Source organism: Stenoxybacter acetivorans DSM 19021, assembly GCF_000745895.1.
Classification (GTDB): domain Bacteria; phylum Pseudomonadota; class Gammaproteobacteria; order Burkholderiales; family Neisseriaceae; genus Stenoxybacter; species Stenoxybacter acetivorans.
The window spans coordinates 17,986-40,182 of record NZ_JQKE01000015.1 but is presented as its reverse complement, the minus strand read 5'-3'; the positions used below and the strand labels follow the sequence as shown (position 1 = coordinate 40,182).

Sequence of the window (22,197 nt, the reverse complement as noted above, 5' to 3'; positions counted from 1 at the left end):
AAAAATAAAAAGGAAATTGTATTAAATTCTTGTTTATCTGTTTTAAAAATACCAAAAATGGCATGCAAATGCGTTTTCAGGCAATCCATCTTCGTCTTGCCTGAGGAGAAGAGGTTTGGCAACACCAAATCTGTGCCTGATCAATTTCGCCGCCGCACAATAAAATCGCTGCCGGTAACTGAAGAATAGCAGTACAAACAGAAAACCGCTACAATGCCCTATTTCATGTTTTCAGTTGCCGTTTTAGGGAAGATTCAACCATGTTTCATGCTATTGAAAAATATAAATTACCGGCACAAATTTTGTTGGGCTTAATCGCTTTAACCTTTGTCGGCTTTGGTGCAACGGCTTTGGCACCCAGCGGCCATGACTACATTGCCAAAGTGGGCAATATTAAAATAAGCGAAAGCAATGTCAATGATGCTTTGCGTAATTTTCAGGCAGCCGGTGAACGGTTGGATAAAAACGAGGTTTATCAAAGCCTGTTGCAAGAAGCCTATCTACAGCAAGGTGCGGTGGATTTGGGGTTTGTTGTTCCTTTGGAAAGCATTAAAAAAATCATCAGTAAAGATGAATCGTTTCAGGAAAACGGTAAGTTCAGCGAAAGCAAATATCAATCTTTTTTACAGCAATCCGGTTTAACCGAAAAAGCACTGATTGCCGACATCAGCAAACGATTTTCCGTACAAAATTTACTGATGCTGCTGACACAAGACAATTTGGTGAGTGATGCGCAGGCAAAATTTACCATCGCCGTTTCGCAAACCGAACGCGAAATGCGGGCAGTGCCGTTTGAGCCGTCTTCGTTTATCAATCAAATTGCGGTTAATGACGCTGTTTTGGAAAAATACTACCAAGAACACCAAGCACAGTATCAGCAAGACCAAGCGGTGAAGTTTGATTTTGTGGTGCTGGGTGCACCTGACTTGGGCAAGAAAGAAAGTGTGAGCGAAGAAGAATTAAACCAAGCCTACCAACAATTGAATTTCCCAGCATCTGCACCACGCCCTGCTTTGGAAGAAATCAAAGCCGAATTAACTGCCGATATTCAGCAGAAAAAAGGACAAAAACGCTTGCAGCAAGCCAAAGAAGAAATGGCAGATTTGGCGTTTAATAATCCGGAAAGTTTGAAAGCCATTGCCGATAAATTCGGTGTGTCTGTAAAAAAACATGAACAATGGCTGACACGTGCCGAAGCCACTGCACAAGGTATGCCGCCCGCTTTGCTGGCTGCTTTGTTCAGCGATGATGTTTTGGTGAAAAAATACAATTCTGAGCCGATTGAAGTGAACAACAGTTCTGTTTGGGTGGTTCGTGCCGCTGATGTTCGCGCTGAACATTTGGCAAGTTTTGCCGAGGTAAAAGAGCAAGTAAAAACCGACTACACCAATCAAGAAGCCGCTAAACTGGCAGAAGCGGCGGCACAAAAAACCTTGGCGGAAATTGAAAAAGGGGCAACACCCAAATTAGCATGGTCTGAAGCCAGCCGCATAAATGCTGAAACCGCTCGCTCAATAATGCCTGAGAAAGATTTTACTCGCTGGCTTAAAGCCAAGCCGCAAAACGGCAAACCTGCTTACGTGTTAATCAATATGCAAGTACCTGTTTTGGTGGAAATCCAATCACTGCATTTGCCTGAAGAAAATAAAGAAATGCAGGCGAAAGCCAAAAACATGATGAGCCGCAACATCGGCAGTGAATTGCTGGCGGTTTTTTTAAGCCATCAGGAAAAAAAATACCCGATTAAAACCGGTGCGCAAAAATTAGAAAGCCGTACTGAATAAAAGCAAGCATCTTTGCTTATTTACTGTGATTTCGGGCTGTTTGTTTCAGACAGCCCGAAATTATGAAGACCCATCTGTCATTCAAAACTCTTGCAATCAAACGGCAACCATTCCTTAATTTGCACAATTAATTTATCTCTTTGCCCTGCTTCGTTATGGCAAACGGTATTTTTAAATATGATGCACCACCAGCGGCACACCGTTGTGGTTTAATACATCAGCATCTAAATCAAACAAAGTCAGCAAATTTTCTTCAGTAATCATCTCTGTCGGTGTGCCTTGCATCGCAATTTTTCCGTCTTTCATGGCAACAATATGGTCTGCATAAGCGGCTGCCATATTGATGTCATGCACCACCATTACCGTATGCAGGTTTTGTTCATTGGTAAGATGCCGCAATAGGCGCATGAGTTCCCGAGCATGGAATATATCCAAATTATTCAAAGGTTCATCAAGCAGCACATATTCGGTTTGTTGGCAAAAAGTCATGGCGATTAAGGCGCGCTGGCGTTGCCCGCCGGAAAGCTCGCTTAAATAGCGATTTGACAATGCAGTTAAATCAAAGCGATGCAGGGCTTCTTGAACAAGGGTGCGGTCTTCTTCACCAACCAATCCGTGATTGTGCGGATAGCGGCCAAACATCAGTAAATCAGCAACGGTTATGCGGCTGTGAATATGGTTGCTTTGAGTAAGGATCGCCAATTTTTGTGCCAGCCGTATTGATGGCGTTTGGTTCACATCTAAACCGCCGACACAGATTTGCCCGCTTTGCAGCGGTTGTAAGCGCGCAATCAGCGATAGTAAAGTAGATTTACCAGCGCCGTTTGCACCAATCAAAGCAGTGATGCCGCGCTCTGCTAAGGTTAAATTGATGTCGGTTAAAATCGGCGTATTACCGATGCGATAATTTATGTGTTCAATACTTATCATTTTTTCAATTTTTTCGGTTAATTGTTTTCAGGCAGCCTGTTACTGCCAAATAACAATGAAATAACAGCATGATGATGCAAGAAAATTCAGCGGGAATATGCGTTCAACAACGCTCAAACAGCAGGCGTTTTGATGTTGTTTTGTTTACTAAATAATCAAAATCAATTAAATCTTGCGGCGGCGCAACACCAGCCACAAAAATACCAAGCCGCCTAAAAATTCAATCACGACACCCAATACCGCTTTCATTCCCAGCACTTGCTCAAAAATGGTTTGCCCCAGCACCAAAATCACGGCAGCAATTAATACAGCGGCAGGTAAACGCAAGCGGTGGTGAATATGCGGGCTGAGTGCGTTTACCATCGCGCACACCAACAAGCCAAAAAAGCTCACCGGCCCCACCAAAGCCGTAGCCACTGACACCAACACCGTCACCCACAATAAAATGATGCGGCTGTCGCGGCGGTAATCCACGCCTAAACCAATAGCCGTTTCACGCCCGAGCATCAATATATCCAAACGGCGGCACAAACGCCAAATACCGAAAAAACTCATACTCATTACCAACATACCAATGATTAACAGCGTGGTATTTACCGTGGTGAATTGTGCAAAATAACCCGTTTGGGCAACGGCAAACTGATTGGGGTCAATTAATCGCTGCAATAAACTATTTATGCTGCGAAACAACACGCCAAAAATCACGCCAACCAATACCAAACGCGCCAAATCATCGTGTGCCTGCCGTGTAAGCACGGTGAATAATCCAAATGCCGCTGTTATCATCAACGGTGCCGCCAAAGCAAATTGTCCCACTGCGCCCAGCATCACAAAACCGGTACTGCCCAATGCAAACACCAACGCGGTTTGCAGCAGCACATAAAGTGAGTCAAATCCCAGTAAACTGGGCGTGAGAATGGGATTGTGGGTTAAAGTTTGAAACAATAAAGTGGAAACACCCACCGCATAAGCCACCGTGAGCAGCAACAGCCATTTTTTGCCGCGCAAAGGCAGCACAAAATCCCAATTGCCGCGCGTGTTTATGGTAAAAAACAAAATGGTGGCAATCAGCAACGCAGCACCGAGCAAACCCAAAAAAGCAGCATCACTTAAACGTTTTTCAGGCAGCATGAGCGGCATCCTTTCTGAACAGCAAATACAAGAATGCACCCGTTCCCAAAACACCAAACAACACCGATACCGGAATTTCATAAGGTGCGTTTAATACGCGCCCCAGCACATCACACAACAGCAATAAATTTGCGCCCATTAACGCTACTGACGGTAAATTGTGCCGCAATCGATCTCCCGCCAAGCGGGTAACAATATTCGGCACCACTAAGCCGATAAACGGAATCTGCCCCACCGTTACCACCACCACCGATGTAATCACAGCCACCACCATAAGTGATAACCACAGCATCTGCGTATAATTCACGCCCAGACCAATACTGATGTCGCGCCCCAAACCGGCAATGGTTAAACGGTCTGCCAGCAGATATGCCAGTAAAGCCAGTGCACCGGTAAGCCACAGCCATTCATAACGCCCCGCCAGCACCGCTGAAAAATCACCCGCAAACCACACAGCCAGCATTTGTGCGCTTTCTGTTTCGTAGGCAATAAAAGTAACCGCTGATTCAATAATATTGCCGTAAACCAGTCCCACCAAAGGCAGCAGCAACTGCTGGCGCAGCGGTAAACGGCGCAGCATCAGCAAAAATAAACCCATACCCAACAACGCCGCCAACGCGGCAACGCCGGTTTTCGCCCACGGTGCGGCAGCGGGAAAAAACAAACTCATTAATAAAATACCCAGTGCTGCACTCTGCCCTGCGCCCACCATATCCGGGGCAATAAAACGGTTTTTCATCACAATTTGCAGCACCATGCCTGCTACCGCAAGAGCCGCACCGGTCAGTATCACCGCTGCTGTGCGCGGTAATCGGCTGATAAACAGCAGTTCAAGCGATTTTGGGCTTTGCCACAGGTTTTTCCAATCAAAATCTGCCACGCCGACAACAATGCTGGTTGTTATCAAAAACAATAACAACAGCAGATTAATGATATTGAGCTGAATGGGTATGCGCATAAACAGTTATTCTTAAAATTCCTAAAAATCATTGATTTTATGTTGTTTTATTTATAAAAATGCAATAGTGTTGCTTTTTCTTGAGGCTTTGCTTTCAGGCAGCCTGTCCATCAGAAAAATGATTTAAGGCTGCCTGAAAAGTAAAACAAACGGCTTTAAATACAATGAATATTTTTCTAACAGCGTTAATAAAATTGCTGTCATTGCAAAGCGGTTCTCGGAACACAAATACCTTTCTATAAAAAAACCGATGATGATTTTTCGTATAATAAAAAAAGCAGAGTTTGCTGAAAAATTATTTTAAAACGCCTTTAATGCCAATCTCTCTCATCATTTTTTCATAGACAACGGCTTTTTGTTCCAATTTCAACGGGTAGGCACGCGATGATGACGGCATGCGATAGAGCCTCATCGGGTGATTTTCAAACACAAATACGGCACTGCCGGATACTTTCGGTTCGGCAACAGGCAATTGATCGCGTAAGGTGTCCATTGCTTTTTGCCCCGTAACGGCAACGGCGCGGCAATCGGGTATTTGCCGCAATAATCCACAAATATCGGCGGGCTCCACCACTTCGAGAAAATTGTCGGCAGCGTTGTCTTTCAAGCGGCGGATAACGACAGCAGTATCGTAGAGTGCAATACCGCGTTCCGTTAAAAAATCCACAATTTGTGCTTTGTGAAAGGTTTTTGCAGCGGTTTCAACAAAATGATTTTTGTCGCCGTAAAAAATCAAACCCATAATCCGCCACATATCGTTGTTAAGGTTGGGATAGTAAAATTCCATTGACCAACGCTTTTTGGGCGGCGGAAAGCTGCCCAGCATCAATAACTTCGCACCGTTTGGAAGAAATGGCGGCAATGGGTGGCGTTCATTTTGAAGATTATTCATTTTTTATCTATTGAAAATTGTTTATCCGATACAAATCATACACTTTTCACCGAAAAGCAGTCGTATAGCAAACTGAAAAATGAATTATCTCACCGCATAATCACAAAACCATTGCTTTACTTTTCAGGCAGCCGATTCGTTAATGTTTTGCCGTAAAACGGTTTAAAGCGGCCTCAAAAGCGTAAGCGAACAAACTGCCGTGATTTTGGTTCGGATAAACCTGATAATGCACTTGTAAATGAGGAGTATTTGCCCATTTATTTGCCAATTGTTCTGTGCTGTTTTCAGGAACGGCTTTAACTGCTTGGTACAAGGCTTGGGCAGCAGTGTTTACCGCAGGAGCATTTGCTCGCCCGCTTTTGAGTAAAACCAGCGTGGTTTGGTCGGCCAATATCGGATATTGCCCGTTTTGCCATTGCTTCAGCATCAAACCCTTTCTCACCCACAGCGATGGATCGGCGGCAACATAATGCTGAAACATCATGGGTTTGTTTAGCAAAGTGTAAAGCACAAACAAGCCGCCATAAGAATGCCCCCACAAAGTTTGTTCATGCAAATTGATATTTGCCAGCTTCACCACTGATGGTTGAATTTGCATGCGCAGCAAAGTTAAAAATGCCGCCGCACCACCGTTTCGGCGGTTGGGTTGAATGGCATCGGCATATTCCATACCGTTTTCATCAGGAGGTGTGTAATCATAAGCACGTGCTGCGCTGTTCAAGCGTAATTCCGTGTTGTAGCCAATCAATACCAGTATCGGTTTTTTACCCGCTGCCAATGCCTTCAAGCGCGGTGTAGTTAATTCAGCCAGAACAGCATTGCCGTCCAAAGCGTACAAGACAGGGAAACCGCTCGGCGGCGGTGTGGTTTTCGGAATACCGACATACACGCGGTAATGCCGTTTGCCGTCTGCCGAATCAAAATACAGGGTTTGAAAACGATAGGCTGTTTCGCGGTTATTCAATATGCTGAAATCCGCTTGTTGGTTTATTTTGGGCTGCGGCTGTGCTATGGCAGAAACCAGCAGCAGGTAAATACTGAATAAAAATAGACGCATAATAGTTATAGGCTGCCTGAAAAACATTTTGGTTTACTTTTCAGGCAGCCGTTTTTTAAATTAATTAAAAAGATATTTTTAAATTGCCGTAAATCGCACGTCCCGCTTCGTTATAGGTTTGTGCGCTGCTATTATCCGCTTGGCGGTAAAGACGTTTGTCAAAAATATTATTCACGCCAACGCGGGCATCAATGGTTTTATTAAAACGATAACCCGCAGATACACTCCAAATACCATAGCTGCCCAATTCTTGCTTGCTCAACCTGCCGTTATCAATTCTGCTTTCTTCGTATTGACGCGGTTTTTGTCTGCCGTAGTGCGTGAATGTAAGCAAGGTATCGAATTTATCGGTGGTTTGCCATGCCAAGCTGGAATTGATGGTGTATTTTGGAATAACCGATAAAGGATTACCGGTATCTTTATTTTTGGATTGAATCATATAGGTAAAATTGTTTACCCATTTGATTCGGTCTGTAAACGGAATGGTAACGTTGCCTTCAAAACCAGATACCACCGCTTTTTTGGCATTGCTCCATTGCAAAATATTGTTACCTAAGCTGGTTTGCCCTTCAATTTCATCACCGGCAACGATTTTATTTTTGTAGTCGTTGTGGAAATACGCCAATGATGCCAAATAGCCGTCTTTGACAAATTCAACACCGATTTCTTTATTAATACTGGTTTCGGGTTTTAAATCGCTGTTGCCGCGTAAATAACAGCTTCCTGTTGCAATGCTTATCGGACAACCATTGCCGCGCGTTACCAATAAATAGTTGGGGTTTTCCTGATACAAATTCGGGGCTTTATAGGCGCGTGCAATGCCGCCTTTTACGGTGAAATAATCATTTAATTGCTGTGAAATATTCAACCCCGGACTGAGATTACCGCCGGAAGTACTGTGGTAATCAAAACGCAATGCCGGAATCAATTGGGTACGCGGGGTTAAGGAAATATTGTCTTCTGCAAATATTGCCCAATTGTGTGCTTTGGTTTTGCCTGAGCGTTGCGTGTCCATGCCTTCAATCACATCGCCCGGCATAAAACCCTGCACCATAGATGCCGGATCATCAAGGCTGTCGCGGGTATATTCCGAACCAACCGTAAGAACATGTTCTACGCCCCATGTGAATGGAATGTTGGCTTCTGCCGCCAAGCGCCCGCTTTTAAGCAGGCTGTCTTTAAAGTGTTCCTTGTTGATTTGTCCTTCGGTGGCACCCGCCAAACCTTCAGGCAGCCTGCTGTTGGTCGTGCGATCATATTGGGCAGTGATTTTGGTATCGCCCCATTCCCATACACCGTCATGCACTAGGGCATAACTTTGACGATACATGCGGTTGGTTTCTTTGCCGTCGTTTGCCAACTGTTGGGTTAAATCAGAACCATTGTTGCCCTGCGTGTCTCCTGTATAAATATTGCCTTGCCGGCTATAGCTGCTGTCTAAGATAAGTGTCTGCTCAGGAGTCAGCTGCCACGCCAAATGTGCACCTACATCTTTATTGCGAACACCTTCTTTGCCTGCGGCAATATTGGTGGGCGATTTTTGGGTGCTTTTGTTAATATCGGGCAAATCGGCATCGGTTTTATTGTAATTACCATAAAGACGGAACGACAGTGTGTCTTTGATGATGGGACCGCTCAAATTGAAACCGACACGATGGGTTGCTCCTTCTTCGTTATGAATCGGTTGATTGGTGAAATAATTTAATGAGCCGTGAAATTCTTTACTCACTTTTTTGGTAACAATATTCACCACGCCGCCCGTTGCACCCGAGCCATACCGCGCGGCTGCCGGTCCGCGAATCACTTCAATTGATTCAATGTCTTCTGCCGGAATCCAATTACTGTCGCCTCGGGTATCGCGTTCGCCGCGCCAACTGTAACGCACGCTGTTGCGAGAATTTACCGGTCGGCCGTCAATCAAAATTAAGGTGTTTTCGGGACCCATGCCGCGAATATCAATCTGCCGATTGTTACCACGCTGCCCCGAAGCGGTGTTCCCTGTGAGGTTTACACCGGGCATGGTGCGTACAATCTCGGCAATATCATTCACCACCGGACGTTTTTCCAAATCGCTTTTGGTAATTTCCGATACCCCTAAAGACTGCTGCAATTGACGTTCCGCAGTTACATAAACATCACTCAATTCCGTGCTGTCGTGATTATTATCCGCATACGCAAAACCGCTGAATAGAACCAGTGATAAAAGGCTTAAACGAAAATGTTGTGTGTTATCGGTTTTGTTATTCATTTCAACTGTCTTTCCATAAATTTTTAAATTAAAACGGTTAAATCAATAAATTTTATCGTAATGATAATTAGTATCATTTTTAAAATGATAGCACACATTAATATTTTTTATGAACCATTATTTTTTGAAAAATACTGATAAAATAATCAAACCACTGACGATTAAAGGTCTTTTTTGCCCAAATGCCGCAGTGCTTCTGCCAATTCAGGGTGATGTGCCAACCGAGCAGCGGTTTCGGTGAAAGAATTTTGAACAGACTGATTGAGTTTAAGTTTCTTTTGAGCCGCCTTTGTTTCAGGCTGCAATTGAATTTTCACTTGTATTGATTGGATGGATTCGTCCCATGTTTGTATCAATGGCAATAATGCGGGCAGCAACATACGCAAGCGTGATGCCGCCATATTGTTGCGGGACAACACCACCAAACAGCCCTCTCGGATACAGGCTACCTGAAAATAAGGGTATAAATTACTTGGCAGCTGTGCTTGCAATTTTTGGGTTAATTGCCGCCAGTATTGACTTTGACGAAATAAATTATCCAATATCGGCGATTGGCGGCTGATTTGATTGAAATTCATGATTTAAGTTTCACTGTATGCCTTATTTTTCAGGCAGCCGCCTTATTCTACAATAATTTGTTCTGCACCTAATGGTGAAACTTCAGTTTAAAAGAAACCGCCGTTGCGTTAAAATGTTAGGATTTTATTAAATACACACATCATTATAATTAAATACACACATCATTATAATTAACTGATTGATTTTTCACTATTTTAAGAAGGCAGCATCATGCGCACCAATTACTGCGGTTTAATCAACGAACACTATTTAGACCAAAGCGTTACCGTTAAAGGCTGGGTACACCGCCGGCGCGACCACGGCGGGGTGATTTTTATTGACCTGCGCGACCGTGAAGGCATTGTCCAAGTCGTTATCGACCCCGACACCCCCGAAGCCTTTGCGCGTGCGGATTCTTCGCGCAATGAATATGTATTGAGCATCACCGGACGCGTTCGCCGCCGCCCCGAAGGCACTCAAAACGACAAAATGATTTCCGGCGGTATTGAAATTTTGGCAAAAGAGATTGAAATACTGAATATTGCGGCAACACCACCGTTTCAAATTGATGATGAAAATCTGTCTGAAAACGTGCGCCTGACCAACCGTGTCATTGATTTGCGCCGCCCTGTGATGCAAAACAATATGCGCTTGCGCTATCGCGTTGCCATGGCGGTGCGCCGCTATTTAGACGAACAAGGGTTTATTGATATTGAAACCCCGATGCTCACCCGCTCCACACCTGAAGGTGCGCGTGATTATCTTGTTCCCAGCCGCGTTTTCCCGGGTGAATTTTTTGCTTTGCCGCAATCGCCGCAATTGTTTAAACAACTGTTGATGGTGGCGGGATTTGACCGTTATTACCAAATCACCAAATGCTTCCGTGATGAAGATTTACGGGCAGACCGTCAGCCTGAATTCACCCAAATCGACTTGGAAACTTCATTTTTAAATGAAGATGAAATCATGGACATCACCGAAAACATGGCAAAATCGGTGTTTAAAACCACGCTCAATGTTGATTTGGCAGCATTTCCGCGCATGACTTTTGCAGAAGCCATGTTTTTATATGGTTCAGACAAACCCGATTTGCGGGTGAATCTGCAATTTACCGAATTAACCGAGGTGATGAAAACGGAAGAATTCAAAGTTTTCCGTGCCGCGGCTGACATGCCGAACGGGCGCGTGGTTGCTTTGCGTGTTCCGAATGGTGCAAAACTATCGCGCAAAGAAATTGATGCTTATACCGAATTTGTCGGCATCTACGGCGCAAAAGGCTTGGCGTATATTAAAGTAAATGATGTGAGCAACATCGGCAACGGTGAAAACAGCGGTTTGCAATCGCCCATTGTTAAATTCTTGTCTGAGGCTGCCTTAAAAACCATCATCGAAAAAACCGCCGCCCAAAACGGCGACATCATTTTCTTTGGTGCAGACAAAGCCAAAGTGGTTAATGAAGCCATTGGTGCATTGCGAGTAAAAATCGGGCATGAACACGGTAAAAATAACGGCTTTTTTGTGGACGAATGGAAACCTTTGTGGGTAGTGGATTTTCCCATGTTTGAATACGATGAAGAAGAAGATCGCTGGACAGCGATGCACCACCCCTTTACTTCACCGAAAATCGGCCATGAAGATTTAATGGACAGCAATCCGGGCGAATGCCTTGCCCGTGCCTATGATATGGTTTTAAACGGTTGGGAAATCGGCGGCGGTTCGGTGCGTATTCACCGCGCTGATATTCAGGAAAAAGTATTTGCCGCTCTCAAAATCAGCCCTGATGAGCAGCGCAATAAATTCGGCTTCTTGCTGGATAACCTTAAATACGGTGCGCCGCCACACGGTGGTTTGGCGTTTGGTTTAGACCGCTTGGTTACTTTAATGACCGGTGCGGAGTCTATTCGCGATGTGATTGCTTTCCCGAAAACCCAGCGTTCCCAAGATTTGTTGGTGGACGCGCCCAATCAGGTGGACGAAAAGCAATTGCGTGAATTGGGCTTACGTTTGCGTCAAAAAGCAGCAGCCGACGAAAAATCTTAAAGCAGCATGAAGGCGGGTATAAAACTCGCCTTTATATTGTAAACAAATCAAATAATGAAGGAAAAAATATGCAGCCTATTCGTATCGGTATCTTGGGTGTAGGCACTGTTGGCGGCGGTGTGGTGAAATTATTGCAAAACAACGCCGATGAAGTTGCCCGCCGCTTAGGCAGAAAAGTAGTGATTACCCGTGCGGCAGACCGAAACACCGACCACGCCCAACGCTTGTGTGATTCAACCGTTGCGGTAACTGACAACATCAATGACGTGGTGAACGCCGACGATGTGGACATTGTAGTAGAACTCATCGGCGGCAGCACCATCAGCAAAGAAGCGGTTATCCGTGCTATTCAAAATGGCAAACATGTGGTTACTGCCAATAAGAAACTGCTGGCGGAACACGGCAATGAATTATTTCGGCTGGCAGAGCTGCAAAATGTGATGCTGATGTTTGAAGCGGCAGTGGCGGGCGGTATTCCCATAATCAAAGCACTGCGCGAAGGTTTAGCGGCAAACCACATTCAATCCATTGCAGGCATCATCAATGGCACCAGTAATTTTATCCTCAGCGAAATGCGCGCCCACGGCAGTGCTTTTGCCGATGTGTTAAAAGAAGCTCAGGATTTGGGCTATGCCGAAGCCGATCCTACTTTTGATATTGAAGGACACGATGCCGCACATAAACTCAGCATCATGTCTGCTTTGGCATTTGGTACACCCATTAATTTTAACCAATGTTATATGGAAGGCATCAGCCGCTTGGAAAGCCAAGACATTCGCTATGCAGAGGAATTGGGCTACCGCATCAAATTACTGGGCATTACCCGTAAAACCGAAAACGGCATTGAATTGCGGGTACACCCCACACTCATTCCCACCGGACGCTTGCTTGCCAATGTTGAAGGTGTGATGAATGCTGTATTGGTACAAGCCGATATGGTGCAAGAAACTTTGTATTACGGCCCGGGTGCCGGTGCGGCGGCAACCGCCAGCGCAGTAGTAGCAGATATTATCGACATCAGCCGCTTGCTGGATGCCGCCAGCGACAACCGCGTTCCTTATTTAGCGTTTCAGCCGTATCAAATGCAAGCCATTCCGGTATTGGATATGGGCGACATCACCAGCGGCTACTATTTGCGGGTATGCGCCAAAGATGAACCGGGTGTTTTGGGTGAAATCGCCAATATTCTTGCCAATGAGCAGATTTCAATTGAAGCCTTAATCCAAAAAGGCGTTATCAGCCATGAAACGGCTGAAATTGTGATTCTCACTCACACCACTCAAGAAAAACAAATTCAGGCAGCCATTGCCAACATTGAAGCCCTGCCCCGTGTGTTCCCATCGGTTATCATGATTCGCATGGAGAGCTTGCATGGCGGAAAATGAGTTATCCAAACCGTCCGCAGCAGAACCGCCACCCCGTAATAGAATCCGTACCATACGTATTTGGCTGTGGGTAACGGCGGCATTGTTTGCGACAGCATTTTTTTTATCGCAATGCGCGATGAGCAAGCCGCAAGTTAAAGCCGAAATTTTATCGGCATGTATCAAAAACAGCCCATTCAATCCGCAATGGGCTGATGAATTGGCAAAACATGGTTTAAGCAATCAATCTGCCCAAGTGCCTGAGCCTTATTGCCGCTGTATGTGGGAAGAAACCTTGGACGGCATGAGCACCAAACAAATTGAACAATTTGCCAAAGCCTCATCTGAAGACAAATTAAAACAATTGGGTGGTGAAACCATGATGATGCAGCGGCATGAACAATGTTTGGAGAAAATTAAACCAAATATTTAGAAATACAAAATCATTTCCTCACTAAACGCACCAACAAACATTGCGTTTGTTTATTGCGTGTCGGCAATCATTGCGATGCCGCAAACCATTTTAAGGAAACACAAAATGAACACCAGCACCATTACTTTCAGGCAGCCTGAAGATCTGCATACGCACCCTGCCACCGCTTATTGGCGTAAATGCCAAATCAAAGATTTGTTAGACCAACCTTTTTTGGACTTGGTGTTTCAGGCAGCCCAAGTGCATCGAACGTATTTCGATCCGCAAAAAATTCAATTATCTACATTGATTTCCATTAAAACCGGCGGCTGCCCCGAAGATTGCGCTTATTGTCCGCAATCGGCGCATCATCAAACCGATGTACAAAAACAAGCACTTTTAGATGTTGATGATATTGTCGCCAAAGCCAAAATCGCCAAAGCACGCGGAGCTGGCCGATTTTGCATGGGCGCAGCATGGCGCGGACCCAAGCCGCGCGATGTTAAAAAAGTGGCTGAAATCATTGCGGCAGTAAAAGATTTGGGCTTAGAAACCTGCGGCACATTTGGTTTACTGCAAGAAGGCATGGCTGAAGAGCTTAAATCGGCGGGATTGGATTATTACAACCACAATCTGGATACCGACCCCGAACGTTACAGCGATATTATCAGCACCCGAAATTATGAAGAACGCATGGATACGCTGGCAAAAGTGCGCCAAGCAGGTTTAAAAGTGTGCTGCGGCGGGATTGTCGGCATGAATGAAAGCCGTGAAGAACGCGCGGGATTGATTGCCGGCTTGGCAAATTTAGACCCGCAGCCCGAAAGCGTACCGATTAATCAATTGGTAAAAGTGGCAGGAACACCGTTAGAAAATGCCGTTGATTTGGATTGGACGGAGTTTGTGCGCACAGTAGCAGCAGCTCGGATAACCATGCCGAAAAGCTATGTCCGTTTGTCGGCAGGCCGCAATAAAATGCCCGAAGCCATGCAAGCCTTGTGTTTTTTGGCAGGTGCAAATTCTATTTTTTACGGCGAGCAACTACTCACTACCGCCAATGCAGATGAAAACGATGACGCGGATTTGCTGCGCAAGTTAAATTTAATGCCTTTGTAAAATCTGCTGTTATTGAATTCAGAGAATAAAGGCTTTGTTCATTAAATTAAAATCGCGGGCATTCTATTAAACTTGCCCGCGATTCTAATGCTTCTTAAATACAACAATTCTGCTTTATTTTAAGTCAAATCAGCAAATAAAGGCGTGGATAAATAACGCTCGCCGTTAGACGGAATCACAACCACAATCAGCTTACCGCTGTTTTCTGCTTTTGCTGCCAATTGCAATGCTGCCCACACCGCCGCGCCGGAAGAAATACCCACCAGCAATCCTTCTTTCACTGCCAATGCCCGTGCGGTTGTAAATGCGTCTTCGTTCCCAACCTGAATCACACCATCGTAAATTTCGGTGTTCAGCGTTTTTGGAACAAAACCCGCACCAATGCCTTGAATCGGGTGTGGTCCTTTAGCACCGCCCGACAATACGGGTGAAGCTGCCGGCTCTACCGCAAATACCTGTACTGCGGGTTTCTTGGCTTTCAATACTTCACCCACGCCGGTAATAGTACCGCCCGTACCCACGCCGCCGACAAAAATATCCACTTCACCATCGGTATCGCGCCAAATTTCTTCGGCTGTGGTACGGCGGTGTACTTCAGGATTGGCGGTATTTTCAAATTGCTGCGGCATAAAATAATGATCGGGATTTTCATTTACCAAGGCTTCAGCCCGTGCAATTGCCCCACCCATGCCTTCCGCACCCGGTGTTAAAATCAATTGTGCGCCATAGGCTCGCAGCAACATTTGCCGCTCTTTGCTCATGGTTTCAGGCATGGTCAATATTAAAGAATAACCGCGTGCCGCACACACCATTGCCAAACCAATACCGGTATTGCCGCTGGTCGGCTCTACAATGACGGTATCTGCCTTGATTTTGCCCGCTTTTTCCGCTGCATCAATCATTGCTGTCGCAATGCGGTCTTTCACGCTGCCGCCCGGGTTAAAAAATTCCAATTTCAAAGCGACTTTGGCAGGCAACCCTTTAGCCAATTGACCCAGTTGTACTAAAGGTGTGTTGCCGATTAAATCTGTAATGCTGGAAGCGATGCTCATAAAATACCCCTAAAAAGAAAGTTAATTTGCTGCTGATGTGATGTTATTTAACGGCTTTCAGTTCTTCCGGTGATAGCACAATATTTTTTGAATCAATGCCTTCACCGTAAAACGGTGCTACGGCTTCTGCATACGCTTTATTGAAAAACCCTTCATCTGTTAGCTTGATAATTTCCTCATTTAACCAAGCCTGCAAATCTGTATTGCCTTTTTTCACCGCGCCTGCAATCAAATCATTATCACCAAGTTGGTTGATGCTCACTGCAAAACTCGGATTTTCTTTCACCCAAGCATACAACAATGTGTTGTCATGTGCCAAAGCCGCACCGCGCTTGTCTTTTAAGGCATTAAAGGCTTCGGTGTTGTGATCAAAAGACAGGCGGTTAATATCCGGCTGTTGTTTGGCAAACCATATTTCAGCGGTTGTGCCTTTATTCACAATCAGGGTTTTGCCTTTCAATCCCGCTACATCATTAATCGGTTGCGCCTTGGGAGACACCAAACCAATCGCGGTTTTCATATACGGCAAGGCAAAATCAACTTGTTCGGCGCGTTCCGGAGTAACCGTAAAATTTGCCAGCGTAATATCCACCTTGTTTGATTTCAATACGTCCACACGGTTTTGCGCTTCAGTCAGCACAAATTCCACTTTGTTTTCATCGCCCAGTAAATCTTTAGCCAAGCGATGTGCCAATACCACATCATAACCTTGGTTTTTGCCTTCTGCATCAACATAGCCAAACGGCGGTTTGTCGGCAAACACAGCAACACGCAGCACGCCGCGATCTTTGATGCTTTGAATCCCGCTCACAGCCTCTTCTTTGGCTGCAGGTTCACTGCTGCTTGCCGATGCACCACTGCCGTTTTGACCGCAAGCGCCCAAACTCAGCGCAATCGCCGCGATGCCCAGTAAACGGAACCAGCGTTGTGAAAAATGATGATTGTGTTTCATGTTGTTTCCTTTTCTAAAAGTTAAATACATTTAAAAATTGCTGCGCCCGCGATGATTGCGGTTGCATAAAAAAATCTTCAGGTTTTTGTTCTTCAACAATCTTGCCCGCATCCATAAACACAATGCGGTCTGCCACTTTGCGGGCAAAGTTCATTTCATGGGTAACAATCAACATGGTCATACCGTCGTTTGCCAAATCCAAAATCACTTCCAATACTTCGCGCACCATTTCCGGGTCCAGTGAAGCGGTTACTTCGTCAAACAGCATGATTTCAGGGTTCATGCACAATGCCCGTACAATCGCAATACGCTGCTTCTGTCCGCCGGAGAGTGTGCGCGGATACACATGCTGCTTGTCTGACAAACCCACACGCGTCAATAGTGCCAATGCTTGTTCAGCCACTTGTTTTGGATCTCTTTTTTGCGCCTTGGTGGGACCCAATAAAATATTCTCCATAACTGTCATGTTTGGAAATAAATCATAACTTTGAAAAACCATGCCGATTTTTTGCCGTATTTGATGCCAAGATGTTTTCTGTGGGTCTAAAATCTGCCCATCCAGCGCAATATCTCCTTGCTCAAACGTTTCCAAACCATTCAAACAACGTAAAAATGTGGATTTTCCGCAGCCGGAAGGTCCCAGAATAACCACTACTTCAGATGCTTGCACCGTTAAATCAATGCCTTTAAGTACTTCTGTCTCCTGATACGATTTGTGTAGATTTGATACTTGTAAAACAGTGGTTTTATCCATCAATCATGCGTCCTTGCTCTGGGCTAAATGATCTGCCAACTTAGACAGCGGAAAACAAAGTGCGAAATACATCAGCAAAATCACACCATAAATCCATACTGAAACCATTGGGTTTTGTAAATATGCTGATTCAATGATTTGCTGCCCCACCTTAATCAACTCAACCACACCCAACACAAACAGCAGAGAAGTGGTCATAATCATGCGTACGGTTAAATTCACCGCACCGGGTGTAACCCGCTGAACCACTTGCGGTAATAACACATACCGAAAAAGCTGCCGCTGATTCAATCCCACCGCCAAGCCGGATTCAAATTGATGTTTCGGCAAAGAAACCAAAGCTCCGCGAACAATATCGCTCATTTCTGCGCTGCCCCATAAGCTGAATACAATCAATGCCACCCAAAACGAATTTAAATCAATACCGAAATTCGCGGGTAAAAAGTAATACAACAAATAAAGCCAAACCAAAACAGGAATGATGCGGAAACTTTCTAAATACAAGCGCAGCAGCATATTTATCCATTTACCTGCCTGCACTCGAAGTATGCCCATCAATGTTCCCAACACATAGCTGATAACGACAGACAAAGAGGCAATTTCAACGGTTGCCCACAACCCTTGCAACAGACGCTGTAAGTGATTTACATTCAATAAAACATCAATGCCCAAATTCTGCATAACGCACACGCTTTTCCAAAACAGTCAGCCCCCACGACAACACAATCAACACCACAGCATACGCCAGCACCAGTAACAACAAAGCCTCGTTGGTCTTATAAAACATACCGATTTCGGTTTTGGTTACATTCATCAAATCCACCACGGCAATTACACTGAAAATCGATGTCTCTTTAATCAAAAAAATGCAATTTGCCCCAATGGACGGCACACTGTAGCTAACGGCTTGCGGCAGCATCACATACCGCATAATCTGCCCTTGTGTTAAACCAATTGCTTTGGCTGATTCGATTTGGTTTTTTGCAACCCCATTCAAACCACCGCGTATTGCCTCAGCCATAAAACTGCCGCCCAGCAAAGACAAACCCACCATCGCCGTCAATATCGGCGTCATCTTAATACCCAACTGCGGCAACGCGTAAAACATGAAAAAAAGCTGAATCATCAGCGGCGTATTCCGAAACAAGGCAACATATACCCCTGCCGCACGCCTGAATACCGATATTTTTGAATACCACAACACATTACACAGCACCCCGATTGCTATGGCCACTGCAATGCCGACAACGGCAATTTTCAATGTCAGCGACAGTGCTTGACCATAAGCCGGCAGTGTTCGCAAGACATAATCCCAATCCATGCAGCACATCTCCAAATACTCATTGCCGCCATAGTAACGCTTTAGTACATAATTCAAAAATAACTTATTGTTTTATGCTTAGAACGAATTGTTGGTAAAAATGAAATCACTTCGCGAACTATTATAAGAATTTTTATTATTCAAATAATTAGAAGAATCTAGCAACTTGCGCCACAATCCTGTAAACAACGCGAGAAATTCTTACACCTAAAACAATAAGCTGAATAGTACCTGCTGCAATTTTTTTGTAAGCATTTCCAAGCACTGTTACCATTCGATAAATTGCGAGTAAAAGATAAACGTCAGACGGAGGTTATGTAATGCCAAAGCTACTAACAGAAATCAAAGTAACCGTTTATGGTGGACTACGAGAGCTTCACTTTCAAACCACCGAAGATCTGGAGCGGTGGCTGGATTCCGAGGAGCCATTCTGGAAGGACAATGATGGCACGTCCATGAACCAAACCCTGAGAACCTGCTGGAAGAATCAGCACACCTTTTATGTAAATGCCCGCCAAGCTTTGAATGAATTTAAGCGTATGTTAGCCTCAAGTCAGGAGCAGAGTGCACGGCAATTTAACCGGACCCTGATGGATTCTTTCAACCTGATCAGAGATGGGAAAATTATAACCTCTGATTATGCAATTTACCCAGTCATCGCAGACATGGCTAAGGACAATCTTAATGTGGCCGGCCTACTCTACTTGACGGCTAGGAGCGATTCTTCTCAAATGCTTGAGCAGATCTCCTCTGGTATTTCCATTAAAACACTGATTGACCTCATTCTGTTCAACAGCCGTAGTAAAGGCACCAAAGATTGGTTACTTCCCCAACGCAAGGAATTGACCGCGCTGAAAAATGAATTCCAAGTCAGTCTGAACGAAATTCGCACCGCATTTGAAGAACAGACCAATGCCATAGATGAGCAGCAAAAACAAGACCACCAAACGCATTCGGATCGAGAAGACCAGTGGAATACGCTCAAGAAGAAAATGGAATCCGACTGGGAGGGACTCAAAAGAGTCTACGACGAGCAGTTGGCACTGTTGGCTCCCACACAGTATTGGGGTGATCGCGCACAAAAACACCTCTATGTAGCCATTGCCTTCGCCGTGGCTTTCGTTATTGTGTTGGGTCTATCCATATGTGGATTCATAAAATATATACCAAATTTATCTGACACAGCCAAGGGAGCTTCCATCATCTTAACCTTGATTCCAATTGCGATTCCGGCTTTTGCCGCAGTTTGGGTTCTGAAGATGCTGAGTCGCTTACTGTCCGAAAACTTGCAGATGAGTCGAGACGCTCGTGAACGTGAAACGATGGTTAAGACCTTTCTTGCATTGATGCGTGAAGACCGAAATGGAGAACCCATGATTAAAGAGAATGACCGTATCCTTATCCTTCATTCTCTGTTCCGCCCATCTTCTGTAACTGCTGTTGATGATGCACCGCCCGTGCATTGGTTTGATATTCTGATCAGCAAAACTGCTCAGAAATAATCCTAAGACGTCGGCCTTAGTCACTTTGAAAAACTTGTCTGCCCACGATACGGTTCTTCATGTATCAATATAGTATGCGCTGCGATTTTTTATGATAAAATTTGACGATTTATTGGAATAAACACATTTACTTAATTTTCCGCCTTATGGTTTTTTCATATTCAGCAGATTACATCAGACCATGCTGATGTTATTTATCATCCACGCAACACACCACAAACCCGCCGAAAACGCACAAATTATCAATGCCGCCGAAACAGGCTGCCTGAAAAATACATTGCCTACTTAAGTAAAAAAAAGGAATCGCCGTTATGGTATTCATCGAAGAAAAATCATTTTTGGTTGTATCAGCTTATGCCGATAAAATCAGCGAACGCTTTAACCGCACTGATTTTTGCCCTGATGGTTTATTAAAAAAGCAAATTTGGCAGCAAGACAGCAAGCAGGAATACATTACGGTAAAAGCAGTATTTTTCTGGCAAAGCCGAGAAGCCTATAAGGCATGGAAAAAAAGCCCGGAACACCTCGCCGCACACCAAAACAAACCTGCCGAACAGCCCGACTACATCAAAGAAGTAAAAGCCGCCATGTATTGGCTGAATGCAGAAATTTAAACCAATCTCTGTTTTTATTGTCGTTAAAAATCAATCATTCAGGCTGCCTGAAAACGTACCCATAAGCACATCACACAAACAGTAAACAATTTATTTTGTTTGATTAAGGAACACTGAACATGCCATCGAACGCCACCATATTGCAGCACCTGCCCGTCGGTCAAAAAGTAGGCATCGCCTTTTCCGGCGGTTTGGATACTTCCGCCGCCTTATTGTGGATGAAACTCAAAGGCGCATTACCCTTTGCCTACACCGCCAACTTAGGGCAGCCCGATGAAAGCGATTATGAAGCCATTCCGCGTAAAGCCACGCAATACGGCGCACAGAATGCCCGTTTAATTGATTGCCGCAGCCAACTGGCGCATGAAGGTATTGCCGCAATTCAATGCGGTGCGTTTCACATACACACCGGCGGCATGCCCTATTTCAACACCACACCGCTGGGTCGTGCCGTAACCGGCACCATGCTGGTGGCGGCTATGAAAGAAGACAATGTCAATATTTGGGGCGACGGTTCTACCTACAAAGGCAATGATATTGAACGTTTTTATCGTTACGGCTTGCTTACCAATCCCGATTTACGCATCTACAAACCGTGGCTTGACCAACAATTTATCGATGAATTGGGCGGCCGCCAAGAAATGTCGGAGTTTCTGATTGCCAATGGTTTTGACTACAAAATGTCGGTAGAAAAAGCCTATTCCACCGATTCCAATATGCTCGGGGCAACCCATGAAGCCAAAGATTTGGAATTTTTAAACAGCAGCGTCAAAATCGTAAACCCGATTATGGGTATAGCGTTTTGGCGTGATGATGTAGCGATTAAAGCGGAAGAAGTGCGTGTGCGCTTTGAAGAAGGTGTACCCGTTGCCCTGAACGGACAAGAATTCGCCGATCCTGTCGCTTTGTTTTTAGAAGCCAACCGCATCGGCGGCAGACACGGCTTGGGCATGACCGATCAAATTGAAAACCGCATCATTGAAGCCAAATCACGCGGCATTTACGAAGCCCCGGGCATGGCATTACTGCACACCGCTTATGAACGCCTGCTCACCGGCATTCACAACGAAGACACCATCGAACAATACCGCATCAATGGCTTGCGGCTGGGACGGCTGCTGTATCAAGGCCGCTGGTTCGATTCACAAGCACTGATGCTGCGCGAAACCGCACAACGCTGGGTGGCAAAAGCGATTACCGGTGAAGTTACATTAGAATTGCGGCGCGGCAACGATTATTCCATTCTGAATACCGAATCGCCCAACCTCACTTATCAACCTGAGCGTTTGAGTATGGAAAAAGTGGAAAACGCCGCATTTACACCTGCCGACCGCATCGGACAGCTCACCATGCGCAACCTCGACATCAGCGATACCCGCGCCAAATTGAATGTCTATGCAAAAACAGGATTGCTGTCCTTGGGCAGTGATTCCGTGTTGCCGCAGCTGGGCAATGAATAGGTTCACAAAGTACCTCATGGCTTTTCGGCGCGTGATACTCAATCATCGCGCC

The 22,197-nt window shown here is 45.1% G+C and carries 20 protein-coding genes; 8 read left to right on the top strand and 12 right to left on the bottom strand.

What is annotated here, in order from left to right; genetic code table 11:
* Positions 1–260 precede the first annotated feature (260 nt).
* Positions 261–1,784 (top strand): peptidylprolyl isomerase, encoded by a 1,524-nt coding sequence (locus Q384_RS02500; RefSeq protein ID WP_037585769.1) that lies wholly within the window; start codon positions 261–263, stop codon positions 1,782–1,784.
* 171 nt (positions 1,785–1,955) lie between these two features.
* Here the strand turns inward: Q384_RS02500 and Q384_RS02495 are convergent, their stop codons facing one another.
* The 7 genes from Q384_RS02495 to Q384_RS02465 all read right to left on the bottom strand — a co-directional run bounded on the left by Q384_RS02495 (position 1,956) and on the right by Q384_RS02465 (position 9,578).
* Positions 1,956–2,714 carry an iron ABC transporter ATP-binding protein gene (locus tag Q384_RS02495; protein WP_037585768.1) on the bottom strand — a complete coding sequence of 253 codons (759 nt, stop codon included), beginning with the start codon at positions 2,712–2,714 and terminating at the stop codon, positions 1,956–1,958.
* A 165-nt stretch (positions 2,715–2,879) separates the two neighbouring features.
* Positions 2,880–3,845 carry an iron chelate uptake ABC transporter family permease subunit gene (locus tag Q384_RS02490; RefSeq protein ID WP_051940316.1) on the bottom strand — a complete coding sequence of 322 codons (966 nt, stop codon included), beginning with the start codon at positions 3,843–3,845 and terminating at the stop codon, positions 2,880–2,882.
* Positions 3,835–4,803 (bottom strand): iron chelate uptake ABC transporter family permease subunit, encoded by a 969-nt coding sequence (locus tag Q384_RS02485; RefSeq protein ID WP_037585767.1) that lies wholly within the window; start codon positions 4,801–4,803, stop codon positions 3,835–3,837. Before Q384_RS02485 ends, Q384_RS02490 begins: the two co-directional genes overlap by 11 nt.
* 295 nt (positions 4,804–5,098) lie before the next feature.
* The gene (locus Q384_RS02480; protein WP_037585766.1) at positions 5,099–5,695 is read right to left on the bottom strand and encodes a uracil-DNA glycosylase family protein; all 597 of its coding nucleotides are present in this window, start codon (positions 5,693–5,695) and stop codon (positions 5,099–5,101) included.
* Positions 5,696–5,834: 139 nt separating this feature from the next.
* Entirely contained in the window at positions 5,835–6,752 is a 918-nt protein-coding gene (locus tag Q384_RS02475) for an alpha/beta hydrolase (protein WP_037585765.1), read from the bottom strand.
* Positions 6,753–6,816: 64 nt separating this feature from the next.
* On the bottom strand, positions 6,817–9,000 hold the full coding sequence (locus Q384_RS02470; protein ID WP_037585764.1) for a FepA family TonB-dependent siderophore receptor: 2,184 nt from the start codon (positions 8,998–9,000) through the stop codon (positions 6,817–6,819).
* A gap of 161 nt (positions 9,001–9,161) precedes the next feature.
* Positions 9,162–9,578, bottom strand: a complete 417-nt coding sequence (locus tag Q384_RS02465) for a DciA family protein (RefSeq protein WP_037585763.1) — start codon at positions 9,576–9,578, stop codon at positions 9,162–9,164.
* A gap of 211 nt (positions 9,579–9,789) precedes the next feature.
* Between Q384_RS02465 and aspS the strand changes: the two genes are divergently transcribed.
* From aspS to bioB, 4 genes are all read left to right on the top strand, one after another.
* Entirely contained in the window at positions 9,790–11,598 is a 1,809-nt protein-coding gene (aspS, locus tag Q384_RS02460; RefSeq protein WP_037585762.1) for an aspartate--tRNA ligase, read from the top strand.
* A 68-nt stretch (positions 11,599–11,666) separates the two neighbouring features.
* Positions 11,667–12,983 carry a homoserine dehydrogenase gene (locus Q384_RS02455; RefSeq protein ID WP_037585761.1) on the top strand — a complete coding sequence of 439 codons (1,317 nt, stop codon included), beginning with the start codon at positions 11,667–11,669 and terminating at the stop codon, positions 12,981–12,983.
* On the top strand, positions 12,970–13,395 hold the full coding sequence (locus Q384_RS02450) for a hypothetical protein (protein ID WP_037585760.1): 426 nt from the start codon (positions 12,970–12,972) through the stop codon (positions 13,393–13,395). The genes Q384_RS02455 and Q384_RS02450 overlap by 14 nt, the downstream gene beginning before the upstream one ends.
* Positions 13,396–13,500: 105 nt before the next feature.
* Positions 13,501–14,490, top strand: coding sequence for a biotin synthase BioB (bioB, locus tag Q384_RS02445; protein WP_037585782.1), 990 nt, complete (start codon positions 13,501–13,503; stop codon positions 14,488–14,490).
* Positions 14,491–14,609: 119 nt separating this feature from the next.
* On the opposite strand, the gene cysK is transcribed toward bioB, so the two are convergent.
* Genes cysK through Q384_RS02420 form a run of 5 tightly spaced genes read right to left on the bottom strand, consistent with a single transcriptional unit; the run spans position 14,610 to position 18,626 of the window.
* Positions 14,610–15,542, bottom strand: a complete 933-nt coding sequence (cysK, locus tag Q384_RS02440; protein ID WP_037585759.1) for a cysteine synthase A — start codon at positions 15,540–15,542, stop codon at positions 14,610–14,612.
* A 43-nt stretch (positions 15,543–15,585) separates the two neighbouring features.
* Entirely contained in the window at positions 15,586–16,494 is a 909-nt protein-coding gene (locus tag Q384_RS02435; protein WP_037585758.1) for a cysteine ABC transporter substrate-binding protein, read from the bottom strand.
* A gap of 13 nt (positions 16,495–16,507) precedes the next feature.
* Complete coding sequence (locus Q384_RS02430) at positions 16,508–17,248, bottom strand: amino acid ABC transporter ATP-binding protein (protein WP_037585757.1); 741 nt, start codon at positions 17,246–17,248, stop codon at positions 16,508–16,510.
* A 3-nt stretch (positions 17,249–17,251) separates the two neighbouring features.
* A complete protein-coding gene (locus Q384_RS02425) occupies positions 17,252–17,920 on the bottom strand; it encodes an amino acid ABC transporter permease (RefSeq protein WP_425423467.1) in 669 nt (222 codons plus the stop codon).
* Positions 17,910–18,626, bottom strand: coding sequence for an amino acid ABC transporter permease (locus Q384_RS02420; protein ID WP_211251067.1), 717 nt, complete (start codon positions 18,624–18,626; stop codon positions 17,910–17,912). Before Q384_RS02420 ends, Q384_RS02425 begins: the two co-directional genes overlap by 11 nt.
* A 263-nt stretch (positions 18,627–18,889) precedes the next feature.
* Here Q384_RS02420 and Q384_RS02415 point away from each other — a divergent pair, with 263 nt between their 5' ends.
* The 3 genes from Q384_RS02415 (at position 18,890) to argG (ending at position 22,145) form a co-directional block, all read left to right on the top strand.
* On the top strand, positions 18,890–20,071 hold the full coding sequence (locus Q384_RS02415) for a DUF6161 domain-containing protein (RefSeq protein WP_037585754.1): 1,182 nt from the start codon (positions 18,890–18,892) through the stop codon (positions 20,069–20,071).
* Between the two features lie 311 nt (positions 20,072–20,382).
* Entirely contained in the window at positions 20,383–20,685 is a 303-nt protein-coding gene (locus Q384_RS02410; RefSeq protein ID WP_037585753.1) for an antibiotic biosynthesis monooxygenase, read from the top strand.
* 119 nt (positions 20,686–20,804) lie between these two features.
* Positions 20,805–22,145 carry an argininosuccinate synthase gene (gene argG / locus Q384_RS02405; RefSeq protein WP_037585751.1) on the top strand — a complete coding sequence of 447 codons (1,341 nt, stop codon included), beginning with the start codon at positions 20,805–20,807 and terminating at the stop codon, positions 22,143–22,145.
* Positions 22,146–22,197 lie beyond the last annotated feature (52 nt).